Annotated in this window: 10 protein-coding genes; 5 read left to right on the top strand and 5 right to left on the bottom strand. The window is 71.4% G+C overall.

Annotation, left to right across the window (positions count from 1 at the left end; translation table 11 throughout):
- Nucleotides 1–289 precede the first annotated feature (289 nt).
- Nucleotides 290–556, bottom strand: coding sequence for a 30S ribosomal protein S20 (rpsT, locus tag OIE12_RS10800; RefSeq protein ID WP_329134154.1), 267 nt, complete (start codon nucleotides 554–556; stop codon nucleotides 290–292).
- 256 nt (nucleotides 557–812) lie between these two features.
- On the opposite strand from rpsT, the gene lepA reads away from it, so the two are divergent.
- Together lepA and OIE12_RS10790 are read left to right on the top strand one after the other, a co-directional pair.
- Entirely contained in the window at nucleotides 813–2,681 is a 1,869-nt protein-coding gene (gene lepA / locus OIE12_RS10795; protein WP_329134153.1) for a translation elongation factor 4, read from the top strand.
- A gap of 324 nt (nucleotides 2,682–3,005) precedes the next feature.
- On the top strand, nucleotides 3,006–4,892 hold the full coding sequence (locus OIE12_RS10790; protein WP_329134151.1) for an AMP-dependent synthetase/ligase: 1,887 nt from the start codon (nucleotides 3,006–3,008) through the stop codon (nucleotides 4,890–4,892).
- A gap of 60 nt (nucleotides 4,893–4,952) precedes the next feature.
- Here the strand turns inward: OIE12_RS10790 and OIE12_RS10785 are convergent, their stop codons facing one another.
- Both OIE12_RS10785 and OIE12_RS10780 read right to left on the bottom strand, forming a co-directional pair.
- Nucleotides 4,953–5,540, bottom strand: coding sequence for a response regulator (locus OIE12_RS10785; protein ID WP_329134150.1), 588 nt, complete (start codon nucleotides 5,538–5,540; stop codon nucleotides 4,953–4,955).
- Between the two features lie 28 nt (nucleotides 5,541–5,568).
- Entirely contained in the window at nucleotides 5,569–9,756 is a 4,188-nt protein-coding gene (locus tag OIE12_RS10780; RefSeq protein WP_329141852.1) for a HAMP domain-containing protein, read from the bottom strand.
- Between the two features lie 443 nt (nucleotides 9,757–10,199).
- Between OIE12_RS10780 and OIE12_RS10775 the strand changes: the two genes are divergently transcribed.
- Both OIE12_RS10775 and hemW read left to right on the top strand, forming a co-directional pair.
- Nucleotides 10,200–12,395, top strand: coding sequence for an ATP-binding SpoIIE family protein phosphatase (locus tag OIE12_RS10775; RefSeq protein WP_329134148.1), 2,196 nt, complete (start codon nucleotides 10,200–10,202; stop codon nucleotides 12,393–12,395).
- 133 nt (nucleotides 12,396–12,528) lie between these two features.
- On the top strand, nucleotides 12,529–13,761 hold the full coding sequence (hemW, locus tag OIE12_RS10770; RefSeq protein WP_329134146.1) for a radical SAM family heme chaperone HemW: 1,233 nt from the start codon (nucleotides 12,529–12,531) through the stop codon (nucleotides 13,759–13,761).
- Between the two features lie 204 nt (nucleotides 13,762–13,965).
- Here the strand turns inward: hemW and OIE12_RS10765 are convergent, their stop codons facing one another.
- Both OIE12_RS10765 and OIE12_RS10760 read right to left on the bottom strand, forming a co-directional pair.
- Nucleotides 13,966–14,787, bottom strand: a complete 822-nt coding sequence (locus OIE12_RS10765) for a DUF3097 domain-containing protein (protein WP_329134144.1) — start codon at nucleotides 14,785–14,787, stop codon at nucleotides 13,966–13,968.
- A gap of 31 nt (nucleotides 14,788–14,818) precedes the next feature.
- Complete coding sequence (locus tag OIE12_RS10760; protein ID WP_329134142.1) at nucleotides 14,819–15,592, bottom strand: MBL fold metallo-hydrolase; 774 nt, start codon at nucleotides 15,590–15,592, stop codon at nucleotides 14,819–14,821.
- Nucleotides 15,593–15,757: 165 nt separating this feature from the next.
- Between OIE12_RS10760 and hrcA the strand changes: the two genes are divergently transcribed.
- Nucleotides 15,758–16,777 carry a heat-inducible transcriptional repressor HrcA gene (gene hrcA / locus OIE12_RS10755; RefSeq protein ID WP_030383353.1) on the top strand — a complete coding sequence of 340 codons (1,020 nt, stop codon included), beginning with the start codon at nucleotides 15,758–15,760 and terminating at the stop codon, nucleotides 16,775–16,777.
- The last annotated feature ends 1 nt before the right edge of the window (nucleotide 16,778 follow it).

The raw sequence follows: 16,778 nt of genomic DNA, 5'->3' as shown, positions 1-16,778 counted from the left end.
CCTTCCCCTCCTCCTCAAGGGGCTCTGCCCCTTGGGCCCCGGCACGGGGCTGCCCCGTTTTGCGCAGTTCCCCGCGCCCCTGGAAGACGCACGCCGAAAGGCCCCGCCCGTTCCCCTGGGGAAGGGGAACGGACGGGGCCCCGGTGAAGCAAAGGGCTCGCACCCGCGTGGCGAACGCAGGCCGCGTGCGAACCCGGGGTGCCGGACGGGAGCGGATGAGAGAGGGCCCGCTCGTGATCCTCCGGCGCGTGGACCCTCACGGGTCCGTCAGATCAGGGGCCGAAGGGCGTCAGCCCTTCAGCGCCGCCACCTTGGTGGCCAGGGCCGACTTCTTGTTGGCGGCCTGGTTCTTGTGGATGACGCCCTTCGAGACGGCCTTGTCGAGCTCCCGCGCGGCAACGCGCTGGTACTCGGTGGCCTTCTCGACGTCACCCGCGGCAGCGGCCTCGCGAGCCTTGCGGATCGCGGTCTTGAGCGAGGACTTCACGGCCTTGTTGCGCAGCCGCGCCTTCTCGTTCGTCTTGTTCCGCTTGATCTGGGACTTGATGTTCGCCACGAAGGAGCCTTTTCAGGTTCTGGCACACGAGAAGACAACCGCGGACGGGAACCGCCTCGCGCGCCGGTGATTTCTTGGAGACGCGCCTTCCGTGACCTCCCATGAGAGGACAGAAGACACAGCTGCCCAGGCTACCAGCCGCCCGCGGGGCCGCCCAAACCGCCCGCCGCCCCCGGCCCGTGGGACCATGGAGGCTGCGTAACGATCCGACCCGAGACCGCAGACGCTGCGGACGCCTCAAGAATCAGGACCCTGCGTGCCCGCGATCCCCAGCCACGTGCCCGAGCCGAGCCGTACCGACCCGGCGCTGATCCGCAATTTCTGCATCATCGCGCACATCGACCACGGCAAGTCCACGCTCGCCGACCGGATGCTCCAGCTGACCGGTGTCGTCGAGCAGCGGCAGATGCGCGCCCAGTACCTCGACCGCATGGACATCGAGCGCGAGCGCGGCATCACGATCAAGTCCCAGGCGGTGCGCCTGCCGTGGGCCCCCACCCACGACAAGAGCGCCACGCACATCCTCAACATGATCGACACCCCCGGGCACGTCGACTTCACCTATGAGGTGTCGCGGTCGCTCGCCGCCTGCGAGGGGACGATCCTCCTCGTCGACGCCGCCCAGGGCATCGAGGCGCAGACCCTCGCCAACCTCTACCTGGCGATGGAGAACGACCTCACGATCATCCCGGTGCTCAACAAGATCGACCTGCCGGCCGCGCAGCCGGAGAAGTTCGCCGAGGAGCTGGCCAACCTCATCGGCTGCGACCCCGGTGACGTGCTCAAGGTCTCCGCCAAGACCGGACTCGGCGTCGAGGCGCTGCTGGACAAGGTGGTCGAGCAGATCCCGGCCCCGGTCGGCGTCGCCGACGCGCCCGCCCGCGCGATGATCTTCGACTCGGTCTACGACTCCTACCGGGGCGTCGTCACCTACGTCCGGGTCGTCGACGGACAGCTCAACAAGCGCGAGCGGATCCGGATGATGTCCACCGGCGCCACGCACGAGCTGCTGGAGATCGGCACCAACTCGCCCGAGATGCTCCCGGCCGACGGCCTGGGCGTCGGCGAGGTGGGCTACCTCATCACCGGGGTGAAGGACGTCCGGCAGTCCAAGGTCGGTGACACGATCACCAGCCAGTCCAAGGGCGCCGAGGAGGCGCTGGGCGGCTACAAGGACCCCAAGCCCATGGTCTTCTCCGGGCTCTACCCGCTGGACGGCTCGGACTACCCCGACCTGCGCGAGGCCCTGGACAAGCTCCAGCTCAACGACGCCGCCCTCGTCTACGAGCCGGAGACCTCCGCCGCGCTCGGCTTTGGCTTCCGCGTCGGCTTCCTGGGGCTGCTGCACCTGGACGTGATCCGCGAGCGGCTCGAACGCGAATTCGGGCTCGATCTGATCGCCACCGCACCCAACGTGGTCTACCGCGTGATCATGGAGGACGGCACCGAGCACACCGTCACCAACCCGAGCGAGTTCCCCGAGGGGAAGATCGACGAGGTCTACGAGCCGGTCGTACGGGCCACCATCCTCGCGCCGACCGAGTTCATCGGCGCGATCATGGAGCTGTGCCAGACCCGCCGCGGCACCCTGCTCGGCATGGACTACCTCTCCGAGGACCGCGTCGAGATCCGCTACACGCTCCCGCTCGCCGAGATCGTGTTCGACTTCTTCGACCAGCTGAAGTCCAAGACGCGCGGCTACGCCTCCCTCGACTACGAGCCCACCGGCGAGCAGTCCTCCAGCCTGGTCAAGGTCGACATCCTGCTGCACGGCGACAAGGTCGACGCCTTCTCGGCCATCACCCACAAGGACCAGGCGTACGCGTACGGCGTACGGCTCGTCGCCAAGCTGCGCGAGCTGATCCCGCGGCAGAACTTCGAGGTGCCGGTCCAGGCCGCCATCGGCTCCCGGGTGATCGCCCGCGAGACCATCCGCGCCATCCGCAAGGACGTCCTCGCCAAGTGCTACGGCGGTGACATCTCCCGCAAGCGGAAGCTGCTGGAGAAGCAGAAGGAAGGCAAGAAGCGGATGAAGATGGTGGGTTCCGTGGAGGTTCCCCAGGAGGCCTTCATCGCCGTCCTGTCCAGCGACGACGGCGGCGGGGCCGGCAAGGGCAAGAAGTAGCCGCCGATCCGGCCGCGGCCGGGTGGATGAAACGGACACAAGAGGGCCCGTCGTGCGAAAGCGCGGCGGGCCCTCCGCCGTGCGGACGGCCGTCCGTCGGAGGAAGTGGGTGCACAGGGCCCCTTACCAACCGGCCGGTCGGCCCTTACGCTGTGCTCGGTAGTTACTCGCGAGTTAAACAAGAGTCGCCGTTGTCCGTGGGCCGCACCACACCCGCGGGCCGGACAACGGCGGACAACGGCGTTGCCCGTGAGTGGAACAACACCGAGAGTGAAACCAGCCGCACTTTGAGTCAGCCGCACCGTCGCGGGCCCGGAGGATGTCGTGAGCGACACACAGACCATGATCGAGAACCGTCCGCCGTCCGTGGCGGCCCTCTTCCTGGAGCGCGTGGCGGCCACACCGGACGCCGAGGCCTACCGCTATCCCGTGCCGTCCCCGTCCGGAGACGGGCCCGACGACTGGCGGACGCTGACCTGGGCACAGGCCGCCGAACGGGTGTACGCCATCGCGGCGGGCCTCATCCAGCTCGGCGTACGGCCCGAGGAGCGGGTCGCGCTCGCCTCCTCCACCCGCGTCGAGTGGATCCTCGCCGACCTCGGCATCATGTGCGCCGGCGCGGCGACGACCACCGTCTACCCGCAGACCAACGCCGAGGAGTCGGCGTTCATCCTCTCCGACTCCGAGAGCCGGGTGCTGATCGCGGAGAACGCCGAGCAGCTCGCCAAGGCCCGCGACAAGCGCGCCGAACTGCCCGAGCTGGCCCATGTGGTCGTCGTCGACCCGGCCGGGGTCGAGCGGACCGCCGAGGAGGGCGACTGGGTCCTCACCCTGGACGAGCTGGAGAGCCGGGGCGCCGCCCACCTGGAGAAACACCCCGAGCTGATCAAGGAACGCGTCGGCGCGATCACCAAGGACCAGCTCGCCACCCTCATCTACACCTCCGGCACCACCGGCCGCCCCAAGGGCGTGCGGCTGCCGCACGACAACTGGTCCTACATGGCCAAGGCCACCGCCGCGACGGGCCTGATCAGCGGCGACGACGTGCAGTACCTCTGGCTGCCGCTCGCCCACGTGTTCGGCAAGGTGCTCACCTCCGGGCAGATCGAGGTGGGGCACGTCACCGCCGTCGACGGCCGCGTCGACAAGATCATCGAGAATCTGCCGGTCGTGCAGCCGACGTACATGGCCGCCGTGCCGCGCATCTTCGAGAAGGTCTACAACGGCGTCGCCGCCAAGGCCCGGGAGGGCGGCGCGGCCAAGTACAAGATCTTCCAGTGGGCGGCCGGGGTCGCCCGCGAGTACGCCAGGGCGAGCCAGGACAACTTCCGGCGCACCGGAACGGCGTCGGCCCCGTTCGGGCTCACCGGCAAGCACAAGGTCGCCGACCGCCTCGTCTTCGCCAAGATCCGCGAGGCCTTCGGCGGCCGGCTGCGCGCCTGCGTCTCCGGCTCCGCCGCGCTCGCCCCCGAGATCGGCTACTTCTTCGCCGGCGCCGGCATCCACATCCTGGAGGGGTACGGGCTCACCGAGTCCTCGGCGGCGTCGTTCGTCAACCCCGGCGAGGCGTACCGCACCGGCACGGTCGGCAAGCCGCTGCCCGGCACCGAGGTGCGGATCGCCGACGACGGCGAGGTTCTGCTGCGCGGCCCCGGCATCATGGAGGGCTACCACGGGCTGCCCGAGAAGACCGCCGAGGTGCTGGAGGCGGACGGCTGGTTCCACACCGGCGACATCGGCGAGCTCTCGCCCGACGGCTACCTGCGCATCACCGACCGCAAGAAGGACCTGATCAAGACCTCCGGCGGCAAGTACGTGGCGCCGGCCGAGGTCGAGGGCCAGTTCAAGGCGGTCTGCCCCTACGTCTCCAACATCCTGGTGCACGGCGCCGACCGGAACTTCTGCACCGCGCTCATCGCCCTCGACGAGGAGGCGATCCTCGGCTGGGCGAAGGAGAACGGCCTGGCGGGCAAGTCGTACGCCGAGGTCGTCGCGGCCCCGGCGACGGTCGCCCTCGTCGAGCTGTACGTCTCCGAGCTCAACCAGGGGCTGCAACGCTGGCAGACCATCAAGAAGTTCCGCCTGCTCCCGCGCGACCTCGACATCGAGCACGGCGAGATGACCCCGAGCCTGAAGCTGAAGCGGCCCGTGGTGGAACGGGAGTTCGGACACCTGATCGACGAGATGTACGCAGGCACGCGCGAGGCGTAGCCACGACCGTCCGCGGGCGCCGCGGGGTCGCGCGAAGTGACCCGGCGGTGCCCGCGCGGCTCACGTGCTGCGCAGCTGCCGCAGGGTCTCCTCCATGCGGCGGACGTGGTGGCGGAGCTCGAAGATGTCCTGGGCCGGGTGCGAGGACAGGTGCGTGTCGAGCTCGTCCAGATGGGCCGAGAGCTGTTCGAACTGGCGTTGTTCGCGGGCCAGCATCCGCTCCAGCTGGCGGTTCTTGCGGTGCAGATCAAGGAAGACGCTCACCTTGGCCCGCAGCACCCAGGGGTCGAACGGCTTGGTGAGGTAGTCGGCCGCCCCGGTGGCGTAGCCGCGGAACGCGTAGCCCGCGTCCGAGTCCGTGCCGGTCAGGAAGATGATCGGCACGTCCTTGGTCTGGTCGAGCCGTTTGATGTGCGTGGCCGTCTCGAAGCCGTCCATGCCCGGCATCCGGATGTCCAGGAGCACCACCGCGAACCGCTGCCTGAGCAGCGCCTTCAACGCCTCCTCGCCCGACCGCGCGCGGACCAGCGGCTCGTTGAGGGAACCGAGCACGGCCTCCAGGGCGATCAGGTTGTCCTCCATGTCGTCGACCAGGAGGATCCCGGCGCGGTCCTCGGCCGTGCCGCCGGCCCTCTGCTCAGGGTTCATCGCCGGCGCCTCACTCGCTCCGTGTTCCTCATCCGTCACTCGCTTCCCGGCCGGCCTCCGGCTCGGCGTGCGGCTCGCCGGCCCGGTCCCCCTCCGGGTCCAACAGTGCGCACACCACCGTCAGCAGCCTGTCGACGTCCACCGGCTTGGGTACGTAGTCGTCGGCGCCGCGGGCGATGGACTGCTCGCGGTCGCCGGGCATCGCCTTGGCGGTGAGCGCGACGATCGGCAGCCGGGCCCAGCGCGGGGTGCGACGGAGGGCGGCTATCGTCTCGTAACCGTCCATCTCGGGCATCATGATGTCCATCAGGACCAGTTCGACGTCCGGGTGGCGCTCCAGCGTCTCGATGCCCTCGCGGCCGTTCTCCGCGTAGAGGACCGGCATGCCGACCCGGCCCAGGACGTGGGTGAGCGCGAAGACGTTGCGGATGTCGTCGTCCACGATGAGGACCGGCCGGCCCGCCAGCACCCGGCCCGCGCGGCCCGACGCCCACTCCTCCAGCCGGCCGGAACCGGGCGGAAAGCCGTCGGAACCGAGCGGAAAGCCGTCCTGACCGGGCGGCAGGCCGTCGGGGCCGGTGGCGGGCGCGAAGCCCGTGGTGGGGGACGGCGCCAGGAGGCCGGGGGAGAGCCCCGCGGAGGGCTCCGGGACCGGCTCCGGCAGCGGACGGTCCTCCGCATGGCCGGGGCAGGTGACCGGCACGTACAGGGTGAAGGTGGAGCCCTTCCCCGGCCGGCTCTCCGCCGTGATGCGGCCGCCGAGCAGGCCCGCGATCTCCCGGCTGATGGACAGGCCGAGCCCCGTGCCGCCGTACTTGCGATGCGTGGTGCCGTCCGCCTGCTGGAACGCGTCGAAGATCACCGGCAGTTTCTCCGGGGCGATGCCGATGCCGGTGTCGGAGACCGCGAAGGCGATCGTGCCCTCCCCGCCGCCGTTTCTGCCCGTGCTCCCGCCGCCGTCCCCGTCCGCGGGCCGCTGCTCGGGGTCGTGCACGCGGTTGACGCGCAGTTCGACCCGGCCCGACGCGGTGAACTTGATCGCGTTGGAGAGCAGATTGCGCAGGATCTGCTGGAGCCGCTGCTCGTCGGAGAACATCTCCCGCGGCACGTCCTCGCCGACCGCGATCTCGAAGGCGAGCCCCCGCTCCAGGGTGAGCGGGCGGAAGACGGCGTGCACGTAGTCGAGCAGCTTCATCAGCGGCAGCCGCTTGGGGCGGACGTCCATCCGGCCGGCCTCGATCTTCGACAGGTCCAGGATGTCGTTGATCAGTTGCAACAGGTCGGAGCCGGAGCGGTGGATGGTTCCGGCGAAGTGCACTTCCTGGTCGGTGAGATGGCCGTCGGGGTTGTCGGCGAGCAGTCGGGCCAGGATGAGCAGGGAGTTCAGCGGGGTGCGCAGCTCGTGCGACATGTTGGCGAGGAACTCGGACTTGTACTGCGAACTGGTCGCCAGCAGCGCCGCCTTCTCCTCCAGCGCGGCATTCGAACGCTGGAGTTCGGCCTGCTGCCGCTGGAGTTCGTCGGACCGCTCCTGCAACTGCGTGGCGAGCCGCTGGGACTCGCCGAGCAGCGACTCGGTGCGGGAGTTGGCGATGATCGTGTTGATGGCGACGCCGATGGTGTTCACGAACTGGTCGAAGAACGCCAGATGCACGTCCGAGAAGCGCGAGAACGAGGCCAGTTCGATCACGCCGAGCAGTTTGTTCTCGAACAGGATCGGAATGATGACGACACTGGCAGGCGCCGCCTCGCCCAGACCGCTGCCGATCTTGATGTAACCGGGCGGCGCCTCCTCCACCAGGATCCGCTTCTTCTCCCGCGCCGCCTGCCGCACCAGCCCGTGCACCGGCAGCCCGCCCGTCTCCACGGTGGCCTCCTGCGCCGCCCCGTACCCGGCGATGAACGCGAGCCCCTTCGCCGGTACGGCGGTGCCGGGCAGCGCCCCGTCCTCCGCCGGGTCGGCCAGGAAGAAGGCCCCGTACTGGGCGTTCACCAACGGGGTCAGCTCGCGCAGGATCAGATCGGCGACCTCCATCAGATCCCGGTGGCCCTGCATCAGCGCGGCCAGCCGGGCCAGATTGGACTCCAGCCAGTCCTTGGCCCGGGTGGTCTCCCGGAGGTTGGCCACCATCAGGTTGATGTTGTCCTTCAGCTCCGCGACCTCGCCGCGCGTCGCCACCGTGATCGAACGTGACATGTCGCCCTGCGCCACCGCCGAGGCGACCTCGGCGATCGCCCGTACCTGAGTGGTCAGATTCGACGCCAGTTCGTTCACGTTCGTCGTCAGCCGCTTCCAGGTGCCGTACACGCCCTCCACCCGGGCCTGTCCGCCGAGCTGCCCCTCGCTGCCCACCTCGCGGGCCACCCGGGTCACCTCGGAGGAGAAGGAGGAGAGCGTGTCCACCATCGTGTTGATGGTGGTCTTCAGTTCGAGGATCTCGCCGCGCGCGTCCACGTCGATCTTCTTCGACAGATCGCCCGAGGCGACCGCCGTGGCGACCTGCGCGATGTTGCGCACCTGGGAGGTGAGGTTGTCCGCCATGTAGTTGACGCTGTCGGTGAGATCCCGCCACACCCCCGACACGCCCTGCACCTGCGCCCGCCCGCCGAGCCGCCCGTCGGTGCCGACCTCGCGCGCCACCCGCGTCACCTCGTCGGCGAAGGCCCGCAGCTGCTCCACCATCGTGTTGACGGTGTCCTTCAGCTCCAGGATCTCGCCGCGCGCGTCCACGGTGATCTTCTTCGACAGATCGCCATTGGCGACGGCCGTCGTCACCTGGGCGATGTTCCTCACCTGTGAAGTGAGGTTGAGCGCCATGAAGTTGACGTTGTCCGTCAGCTCCTTCCACACCCCCGACGCGCCCCGCACCTGCGCCTGACCGCCCAGATTTCCCTCGGTGCCGACCTCGCGGGCGACGCGGGTGACCTCGTCGGCGAAGGCGGAGAGCTGGTCGACCATGGTGTTGATGGTCGACTTCAGCTCCAGGATCTCGCCCTTCGCCTCCACCGTGATCTTCTTGCCGAGGTCGCCCTGCGCCACGGCCGTCGACACGAGTGCGATGTTGCGCACCTGGGAGGTGAGGTTGTCCGCCATGAAGTTGACGTTGTCGGTGAGGTCCTTCCACACCCCGGACACGCCTCGCACCTGTGCCCGGCCGCCGAGCTTGCCCTCGGTGCCGACCTCGCGGGCGACGCGGGTGACCTCGTCGGCGAAGGCGGAGAGCTGGTCGACCATGGTGTTGATGGTCGACTTCAGCTCCAGGATCTCGCCCTGTGTCTCGGCGGTGATCTTCTGGCTGAGATCGCCGTTGGCGACGGCCGTCGTCACCTGCGCGATGTTGCGGACCTGGCCGGTGAGATTGGCGGCCATGAAGTTGACGTTGTCGGTGAGGTCCTTCCACACCCCCGACACGCCCCGCACCTGTGCCCGGCCGCCCAGCCTGCCCTCGGTGCCGACCTCGCGGACCACCCGCGTCACCTCGTCGGCGAAGGCGGACAGCTGATCGACCATCGTGTTGACGGTGAGCTTCAGCTCCAGCAGCTCGCCGGTCGCCTCCACCGTGACCGTACGGGTGAGATCGCCGCGCGCCACCGCCGTGGTGACCAGCGCGATGTCCCGGACCTGCGCGGTCAGCCGCGACGCCATCGCGTTGACGGCCTCCGTCACGTCCCGCCAACTGCCCGAGAGCCCGCGCACCTTGGCCCGGCCGCCGAGCCGGCCGTCGGTACCGACCTCGCGGGCCACCCGGGTCACCTCGCCGGTGAACAGCGAGAGCTGGTCGACCATCGTGTTGACGGCACGGCCGAGCCGGCGCAGATCGCCGCGCAACTGGCGGTTTCCGTCGTGCAGATCGACCCGCTGGGTCAGATCGCCGCCGGCCACCGCGTCCAGTACGCGGGTGGCGTTGGCCGCGGGGGCCACCAGGGCGTCCAGCACCTCGTTCACGTCGTCGACCCGGGCGGCCCAGCCGCCGAGGCCCGGACTGGCCGAAAGACGCTCGTCGAGACGCCCGTAGCGCACCAGTTCCCGGCGCACGCGCTGGAGTTCGCGCCCGTAGTGCGCCTCGCGGTCCACGATCTGGCGGAAGACGGCGGTGAGCTCGGCGACGATGCAGTAGCTCTGGCCGGAGGCCCGGCCGCCGGGGTCCCGGCCGTGGCCCCGGTCCCTGTCGGACTCCGCCGGCTGGACGAAGTTCCCGTCCCGGACGGCGGTCATCGCCGCGAGCAGCGGGCGCAGGGCGGACGGGTCGATCGACGTCGGCTCGGAGATCGGGCGCGGCATCGGCACGGAGGCCGGGTGCGACGCCGGTTCGGACGTCGGGTGCGGAGTCGGTGCGGAGGCCGAGACCGATTCCTGATCGGATGCTCGAATTTGATCGTTTTCCTGCCCGCTTTGGAGCGCATCCTTAGCACTGTTCTTACCCACGGCGGCCCACTTCGGTAACTCGGCGCTTATGGCCGGGGTCAGTCTGTCACTCTGTCCGCATCGGTACAGGCGAATTCGACCGACTGCTCCGGGAGCTGTCCATGGGGGCCATTCCCACACAACGGGACACCTGGGCCCGTCCGTCCGCCGCGTCGGCCACACCCGAGGGAACGACCCCCACGGGTGACGGTGCGCCCGTCGTGGGCGCGTACGGGAGCGCGGGGTGGCACACGGTGGCGCGTACGTCACTGCCCGGCGGGGCGCTCGCGCCGGGCGCCGCCCGCCGCTTCGTCCGCGAGACGCTCGCCGCGTGGACGGGCCGCGCGGTGCCCGGCGCGGGGGCCCTGACGGAGCGGCTGTGCGACGACGCCGAGGTGGTGGTCAGCGAACTCGTCACCAACGCCGTGGTGCACGCGGGCACGGACGTGGGCGTGGAGTGCCGCCTGGAGTACGCGGAGTGGGACACCGGCCTCCTGCCGGAGGCCGGCCTCCTCCCGGACGCCGGCCTTCTCCCGGAGGCCGGCCTCCTCCCGGACGCCGGTCCGGCCGCTGTCACCGGGACCGTTCCCGACGCCGGTCCGCTGCGGGAGCCGGACGCCGGTTCATTGGCGGACGCGGGGTGCCCGGAGAACGACGGCGCGTGCATCCGGGCCGGTGCCGACGGAGCCGCCGGACACGCCGCGCTCGTCGTGGAGGTGTCCGACCGCCATCCCTCCCGGCCCGTACGGGACGAGGGCGCCGGCCGCGGCTTCGGCACGCCGGAGTACGGCCGCGGACTGCGGCTCGTCGCCGCGCTGACCCAGGAGTGGGGCGTCACCTACCGCCGGGGCACCAAGTGCGTATGGGCGCGGCTGGCGGGGGAGAAGGCCGTGGGGCACGAGGGTGCGACGGAGGTTACGGAGGTTACGGCGGTCACGGATGTTGCCGATGTGACCGTCGTCACGGATGTGGCGGGCGCCTGCCCCGTGGATCCCCCTCCCGCCGAGGTTTCGGCGGGGACAGCGGCTCCCTCGGCCCCGTCCGGCTCCCCGGCTCTCCTCGCATCCCCCGGCCCCCGTCCCTCCCGGCCCCCCGACGGTCCCGAGCAGGACTGGCTGGACCGGGGCGCGCTCTCCTTCCTCGCCGAGGCGTCCGACCTGCTGGCCGGGCAGCTCGACGAGGACCTGCTCGCCGCGCTCGCCTGTCAGCTCCTCGTGCCCCGGCTCGCCGAGTGGTGCGCGGTCTGGCTGGAGGACGGGACCACCGACCGGCGCCCGGCCGGTACCGGCGGCACGTCCGGCCCCCGGCTCGCCCGCGTCTGGCACAGCAGCGAGGACCGCCTCGAGGAACTGCGCCGCGTCCTGGAGAAGGACCCGCCCCTGGTGCCCGACGCCGTACGCAGCAGCCCGGTACCTATTCCCTGGCCCGCGGAGGCGCTGGACCCGCATCCGCAGGACGTCGCCGGTGCCGGGGCGGACGCCGGCCCCGGAGGTGTCGCCCTCGCCTACCGGCTGATCGCCGGTGGCCGTCCGCTCGGCACCGTCGTCATCGGCCGGTCCGGCGTGGCGCGCTTCCCCGACGAGGTCACCGGGCTGGTCGAGGACGTCTGCCGCCGGGTCGCCCAGGCCGTCGGCGCGGCCCGCCAGTACGCCCGGCAGGCCAACATCAGCCGCGTCCTCCAGCGTGGTCTGCTGCCCGGCGCGGTCGCCGAGATACCGGGGATGCGCAGCGCCCTCGTCTACGAACCGCGTGACAAGGGCGGCCCCAGCGGCGACTTCTACGACCTGTTCCCCGCCGGGCTCGGCCGCTGGTCGTTCGCGATCGGCGACGTCCAGGGCAAGGGCCCCGAGGCCGCGGTGGTCATCGGGCTGGCCCGGCCGTGGCTGCGGCTGCTGGCCCGCGAGGGGTACGCCGTCCCGGAGGTCCTGGACCGGCTCAACCAGCTCCTCCTCGACGACGCCACCGAGGCCTCGGACGCCGCCGCGCGGGCCCTGGTCGCCGCCGGGGTCCCGGACCTCGGCGCCGACGACGGGCCGCAGAACCGGTTCCTGTCCCTGCTCTACGGCGAGCTGGCGCCCGTCGAGGGCGGGGTGCGCTGCACGCTCGCCTCCGCCGGGCATCCGCTGCCGCTGGTGCTGGCGCCCGACGGGAGCGTGCGGACGGCGGCGCGGCCGCAGACGCTGCTCGGCGTGGTGGAGGACGCGACGTACGACTGTGAAACGTTCGAACTCCGCTCCGGGGACACGTTGCTGTGTGTCACGGACGGGGTGACCGAGCGGCGGCACGGGTCGCGGCAGTTCGACGACGGGGAGGGGCTGGCGGAGGCGTTGGCGGGGTGCCGGGGGTTGTCGGCGGAGCTGGTCGCGGATCGCATTCGCCGGCTCGTTCATGAGTTCGGTGATCGGCCGCCGGAGGATGACCTGGCTCTGCTGGTGCTTCAGGCGGAGTGATGTTTTCGCCCCCGCCGCCCCTACCCTTCCCGTCCCCCGGGGGCTGCGCCCCCGGACCCCCAAAAGATTGCGCAGTTCCCCGCGCCCCTTAACGGCCGCAGGGTTCCGTGCGCCGTGCGGGAGAATGGAACGCATGCCTTCCGCTCTTCCCGATGGTGAGCCCGTGCCCGGTGACGGGGCTCTGCCCGCGTCCGCCCTGGTGGGGGCCGTCGATCGGCCCCTCGGGTTCTATCTGCACGTTCCCTACTGCGCGACCCGCTGCGGGTACTGCGACTTCAACACCTACACCGCCACCGAGCTGCGCGGCAGCGGCGGTGTGCTCGCCTCCCGCGACAACTACGCCGACACGCTGATCGACGAGATCCGGCTCGCCCGCAAGGTCCTCGGCGACGACCCCCGCGAGGTCCGTACGGTCTTCGTCGGCGGCGGCACGCCGACGCTGCTGGACGCGGCCGACCTCGTACGGATGCTGGGGGCGGTGCGCGAGGAGTTCGGGCTCGCGGCGGACGCCGAGGTGACGACGGAGGCGAACCCCGAGTCCGTCGACCCGGCGTACCTGGCCGCGCTGCGGGAGGGCGGCTTCAACCGGATCTCCTTCGGGATGCAGAGCGCGCGGCAGCACGTGCTCAAAGTGCTCGACCGCACCCACACCCCCGGCAGGCCCGAGCGGTGTGTCGCCGAGGCCCGGGCGGCCGGGTTCGCGCACGTCAACCTCGACTTGATCTACGGCACGCCGGGGGAGTCCGACGACGACTGGCGGGCCTCGCTCGACGCCGCGCTCGGTGCCGGTCCCGACCATGTCTCGGCGTACGCGCTGATCGTCGAGGAGGGCACGCGGCTCGCGGCGCGGATCCGGCGCGGGGAGGTGCCGATGACCGACGACGACGTGCACGCGGACCGGTACCTGATCGCGGAGGAGGTGCTCTCCGCGGCGGGGTACGACTGGTACGAGGTGTCCAACTGGGCGACGTCGGACGCGGCGCGGTGTCTGCACAACGAGCTGTACTGGCGGGGGGCGGACTGGTGGGGGGCGGGCCCGGGGGCGCACTCCCATGTGGGGGGCGTGCGGTGGTGGAACGTCAAGCATCCGGGGGCGTACGCGGGGGCGTTGGGGGAGGGGCGGTCGCCGGGGGCGGGGCGCGAGGTGCTGTCGGAGGAGGACCGGCGGGTGGAGCGGATCCTGTTGGAGCTGCGGCTTCGGGAGGGTGTGCCGTTGGGGTTGCTGCGGGAGGAGGGGCTCGCCGCGTCCCGTCGCGCGCTGGCCGACGGGCTTCTTGAGCCCGGGCCGTACGAGGAGGGCCGGGCCGCCCTCACCCTCCGCGGCCGCCTTCTCGCCGACGCGGTCGTGCGGGATCTGGTGGACTGAGGGTTCCCCTGCGGGGGGTGCGCCTGGTGTTTTCCTCGCCCCCGCCGCCCCTACCCTTCCCGTCCCTGCAAGGGGCTCCGCCCCTTGCACCCCGACACGGGGCTTCGCCCCGTTTTGCGCAGTTCCCCGCGCCCCTGATCACGGGCGCGGGGAACTGCGCAATCTTTTGGGGGTCCGGGGGCTTGCCCCCGGAGGGACCTTCGCTCAGCCCTCCGCCGGGGCCGTGACGAAGTCGATCAGTTCCTCCACCCGGCCCAGGAGCTCCGGCTCCAGGTCCTTGTACGTGTGCACCGCGGACAGAATCCGCTGCCACGCCGCCCCCGTGTTCTCCGGCCACCCCAGCCCCCGGCACACCCCCGTCTTCCAGTCCACCCCCCGCGGCACCCGCGGCCACCCCGCGATGCCGACCGCCGCCGGCTTCACCGCCTCCCACACGTCGATGAACGGATGCCCCACCACCAACGCGTACTCGCTCGTCACCGCCTCCGCGATCCGGGACTCCTTGGAGCCCGGCACGAGGTGGTCCACCAGAACCCCCAGCCGCGCATCCGGCCCCGGCGCGAACTCGGCGACCACCGCCGGAAGATCGTCGACCCCGGACAGGTACTCGACGACGACCCCCTCCACCCGCAGATCGTCGCCCCACACCTTCTCCACCAGCTCCGCGTCGTGCCGCCCCTCGACGTAGATCCGCCCGGCCCGCGCCACCCGCGCCCGCGCCTGAGGCACCGCCACGGACCCCGACGCCGTCCGCGTGGGCCGCACCGGGCCCCGCCCGGCCGCCGCGGCCGGCCGCACCAGCGTCACCGGCCGCCCCTCCAGCAGAAAGCCGCGCGGTTCCATCGGGAACACGCGGTGCTTGCCGAAGCGGTCCTCCAGAGTCACCGTGCCGGCCTCGCAGCGGATCACCGCCCCGCAGAAGCCGGTCGCCGGCTCCTCCACCACGAGCCCGGGCTCCGCCGGAACCTCCGGCACGGCCCGGGGCTTCTTCCACGGCGGGGTCAGGTCCGGAGAGTACTGGCGCATTCGACCGACGATAGGGAAAGCTCCCCGCCGGTCACGGCGACACGCCGAAGCGCCGTGCCAGCGCGTCCCGTTGTGCCCGGACGAACCGCGCGTTGACGAGCGCCCCGTGACCGGGCACGTACACCGCGTCCTCGCCGCCGAGGTCCAGCAGCCGGTCGAGCGCGGCCGGCCAGTGCGCGGGCACGGCGTCGGGTCCCGCCTGCGGCTCGCCGGACTCCTCGACCAGGTCGCCGCAGAAGACCACCTCCGGGGAGGAGGTCGTCGCGGGGACCAGTACCGCGAGGTCGTGCGCGGTGTGGCCGGGGCCCACGTTGGCCAGCAGCACGGTGAGCCCGCCGCCCAGGTCGAGGGTCCACTCGCCGGTGACGTGGTGGCGGGGCGGGGCCAGCAGCTCCGCCGCCTCGGCCGCCGCCTCCTCCGCCAGCCCGTTGCGTACGGCGTCCGCGCGCAGCTCCTCCCGCCCGCGCGGCGTGTACGCCGAGTCGACGCCGACCGCGCCGAACACCTCCGCGTCCGGGAACGCCGCCGCGCCGAAGACATGGTCGAAGTGCGGGTGGGTCAGCGCGAGATGCGTCACACGGCGCACGCGCCCCGTGCCCGCGCCCCCGCCCAGCAGCCCCTCGGCCTCCGCGCGCAGCCGTCCGCCCTCCGCCACGCTCGACCCCGCGTCCACCAGCAGCGCCGCGCCCTCGCCGACGACGAGTCCGGCCGTGCAGTCCCACCGCGGCAGCCGGCACCGTCCGGCCCGGGCCGTCACCCGCTCCCAGCCCGCCGCCGTTTCGCAGTCCTCCCACAGCACGCTCATACCGGGACGCTAACGGCGACAACGCCCCGCGGCACGACGTCGCAGGCCCCGCCCTTGCCCGGGCCGTACCCCCCGGCCGTACACTGGACCGGGGATGCTGGCACTCGCGCACATGGAGTGCCAGACGCAGTCGCCGAGGAGACGGCCTTCTGGAGGTGTGCGCGGATGCTCAGTGAACGCAGGCTCGAAGTGCTGCGCGCCATCGTCCAGGACTACGTGGGCACCGAGGAGCCGGTCGGTTCCAAGGCGCTCACCGAACGGCACTCCCTGGGCGTCTCCCCGGCCACCGTGCGCAACGACATGGCGGCCCTCGAGGACGAGGGCTACATCGCGCAGCCGCACACCAGCGCCGGGCGCATCCCCACGGACAAGGGCTACCGCCTCTTCGTCGACAAGCTGGCAGGCGTCAAACCGATGACGGCGCCCGAGCGGCGGGCGATCCAGAACTTCCTCGACGGCGCCGTCGACCTGGACGACGTCGTCGCCCGTACGGTGCGGCTGCTCGCGCAGCTCACCCGGCAGGTGGCGGTCGTGCAGTACCCGTCGCTGACCCGTTCGACCGTGCGGCACGTGGAGCTGCTGTCGCTCGCCCCCGCGCGGGTGATGCTGGTGCTGATCACGGACACCGGGCGGGTCGAACAGCGCATGGTCGACTGCCCGGCGCCGTTCGGCGAGGCCGCGCTCGCGGATCTGCGGGCACGGCTGAACAGCAGGGTCGCGGGGCGCCGCTTCGCGGACGTGCCGCCGCTCGTCCAGGACCTGCCGGAGGCGTTCGAGGAACCGGAGGACCGCGCGACGGTCTCCACGGTCCTCTCCACGCTCCTGGAGACGCTCGTCGAGGAGACCGAGGAACGGCTGATGATCGGCGGCACCGCCAATCTCACCCGCTTCGGACATGACTTCCCTCTCACCATCCGGCCCGTCCTGGAGGCGCTGGAGGAGCAGGTCGTGCTCCTCAAGTTGCTGGGCGAGGCGAAGGATTCGGCCATGACCGTGCGTATCGGTCACGAGAACGCCCACGAGGGACTCAACTCCACGTCCGTCGTCTCCGTCGGCTACGGTTCGGGCGGCGAGGCAGTAGCCAAACTCGGCGTGGTCGGACCGACCCGCATGGATTACCCGGGAACGATGGGAGCGGTACGAGCGGTGGCACGGTACGTCGGACAGATCCTGGCGGAGTCTTAAG

Origin of the sequence: Streptomyces sp. NBC_00670 (assembly GCF_036226765.1) — a bacterium.
Classification (GTDB): Bacteria; Actinomycetota; Actinomycetes; order Streptomycetales; family Streptomycetaceae; genus Streptomyces.
The sequence above is the reverse complement of the archived record's forward strand: the minus strand, read 5'-3'. Positions and strand labels throughout refer to the sequence as shown.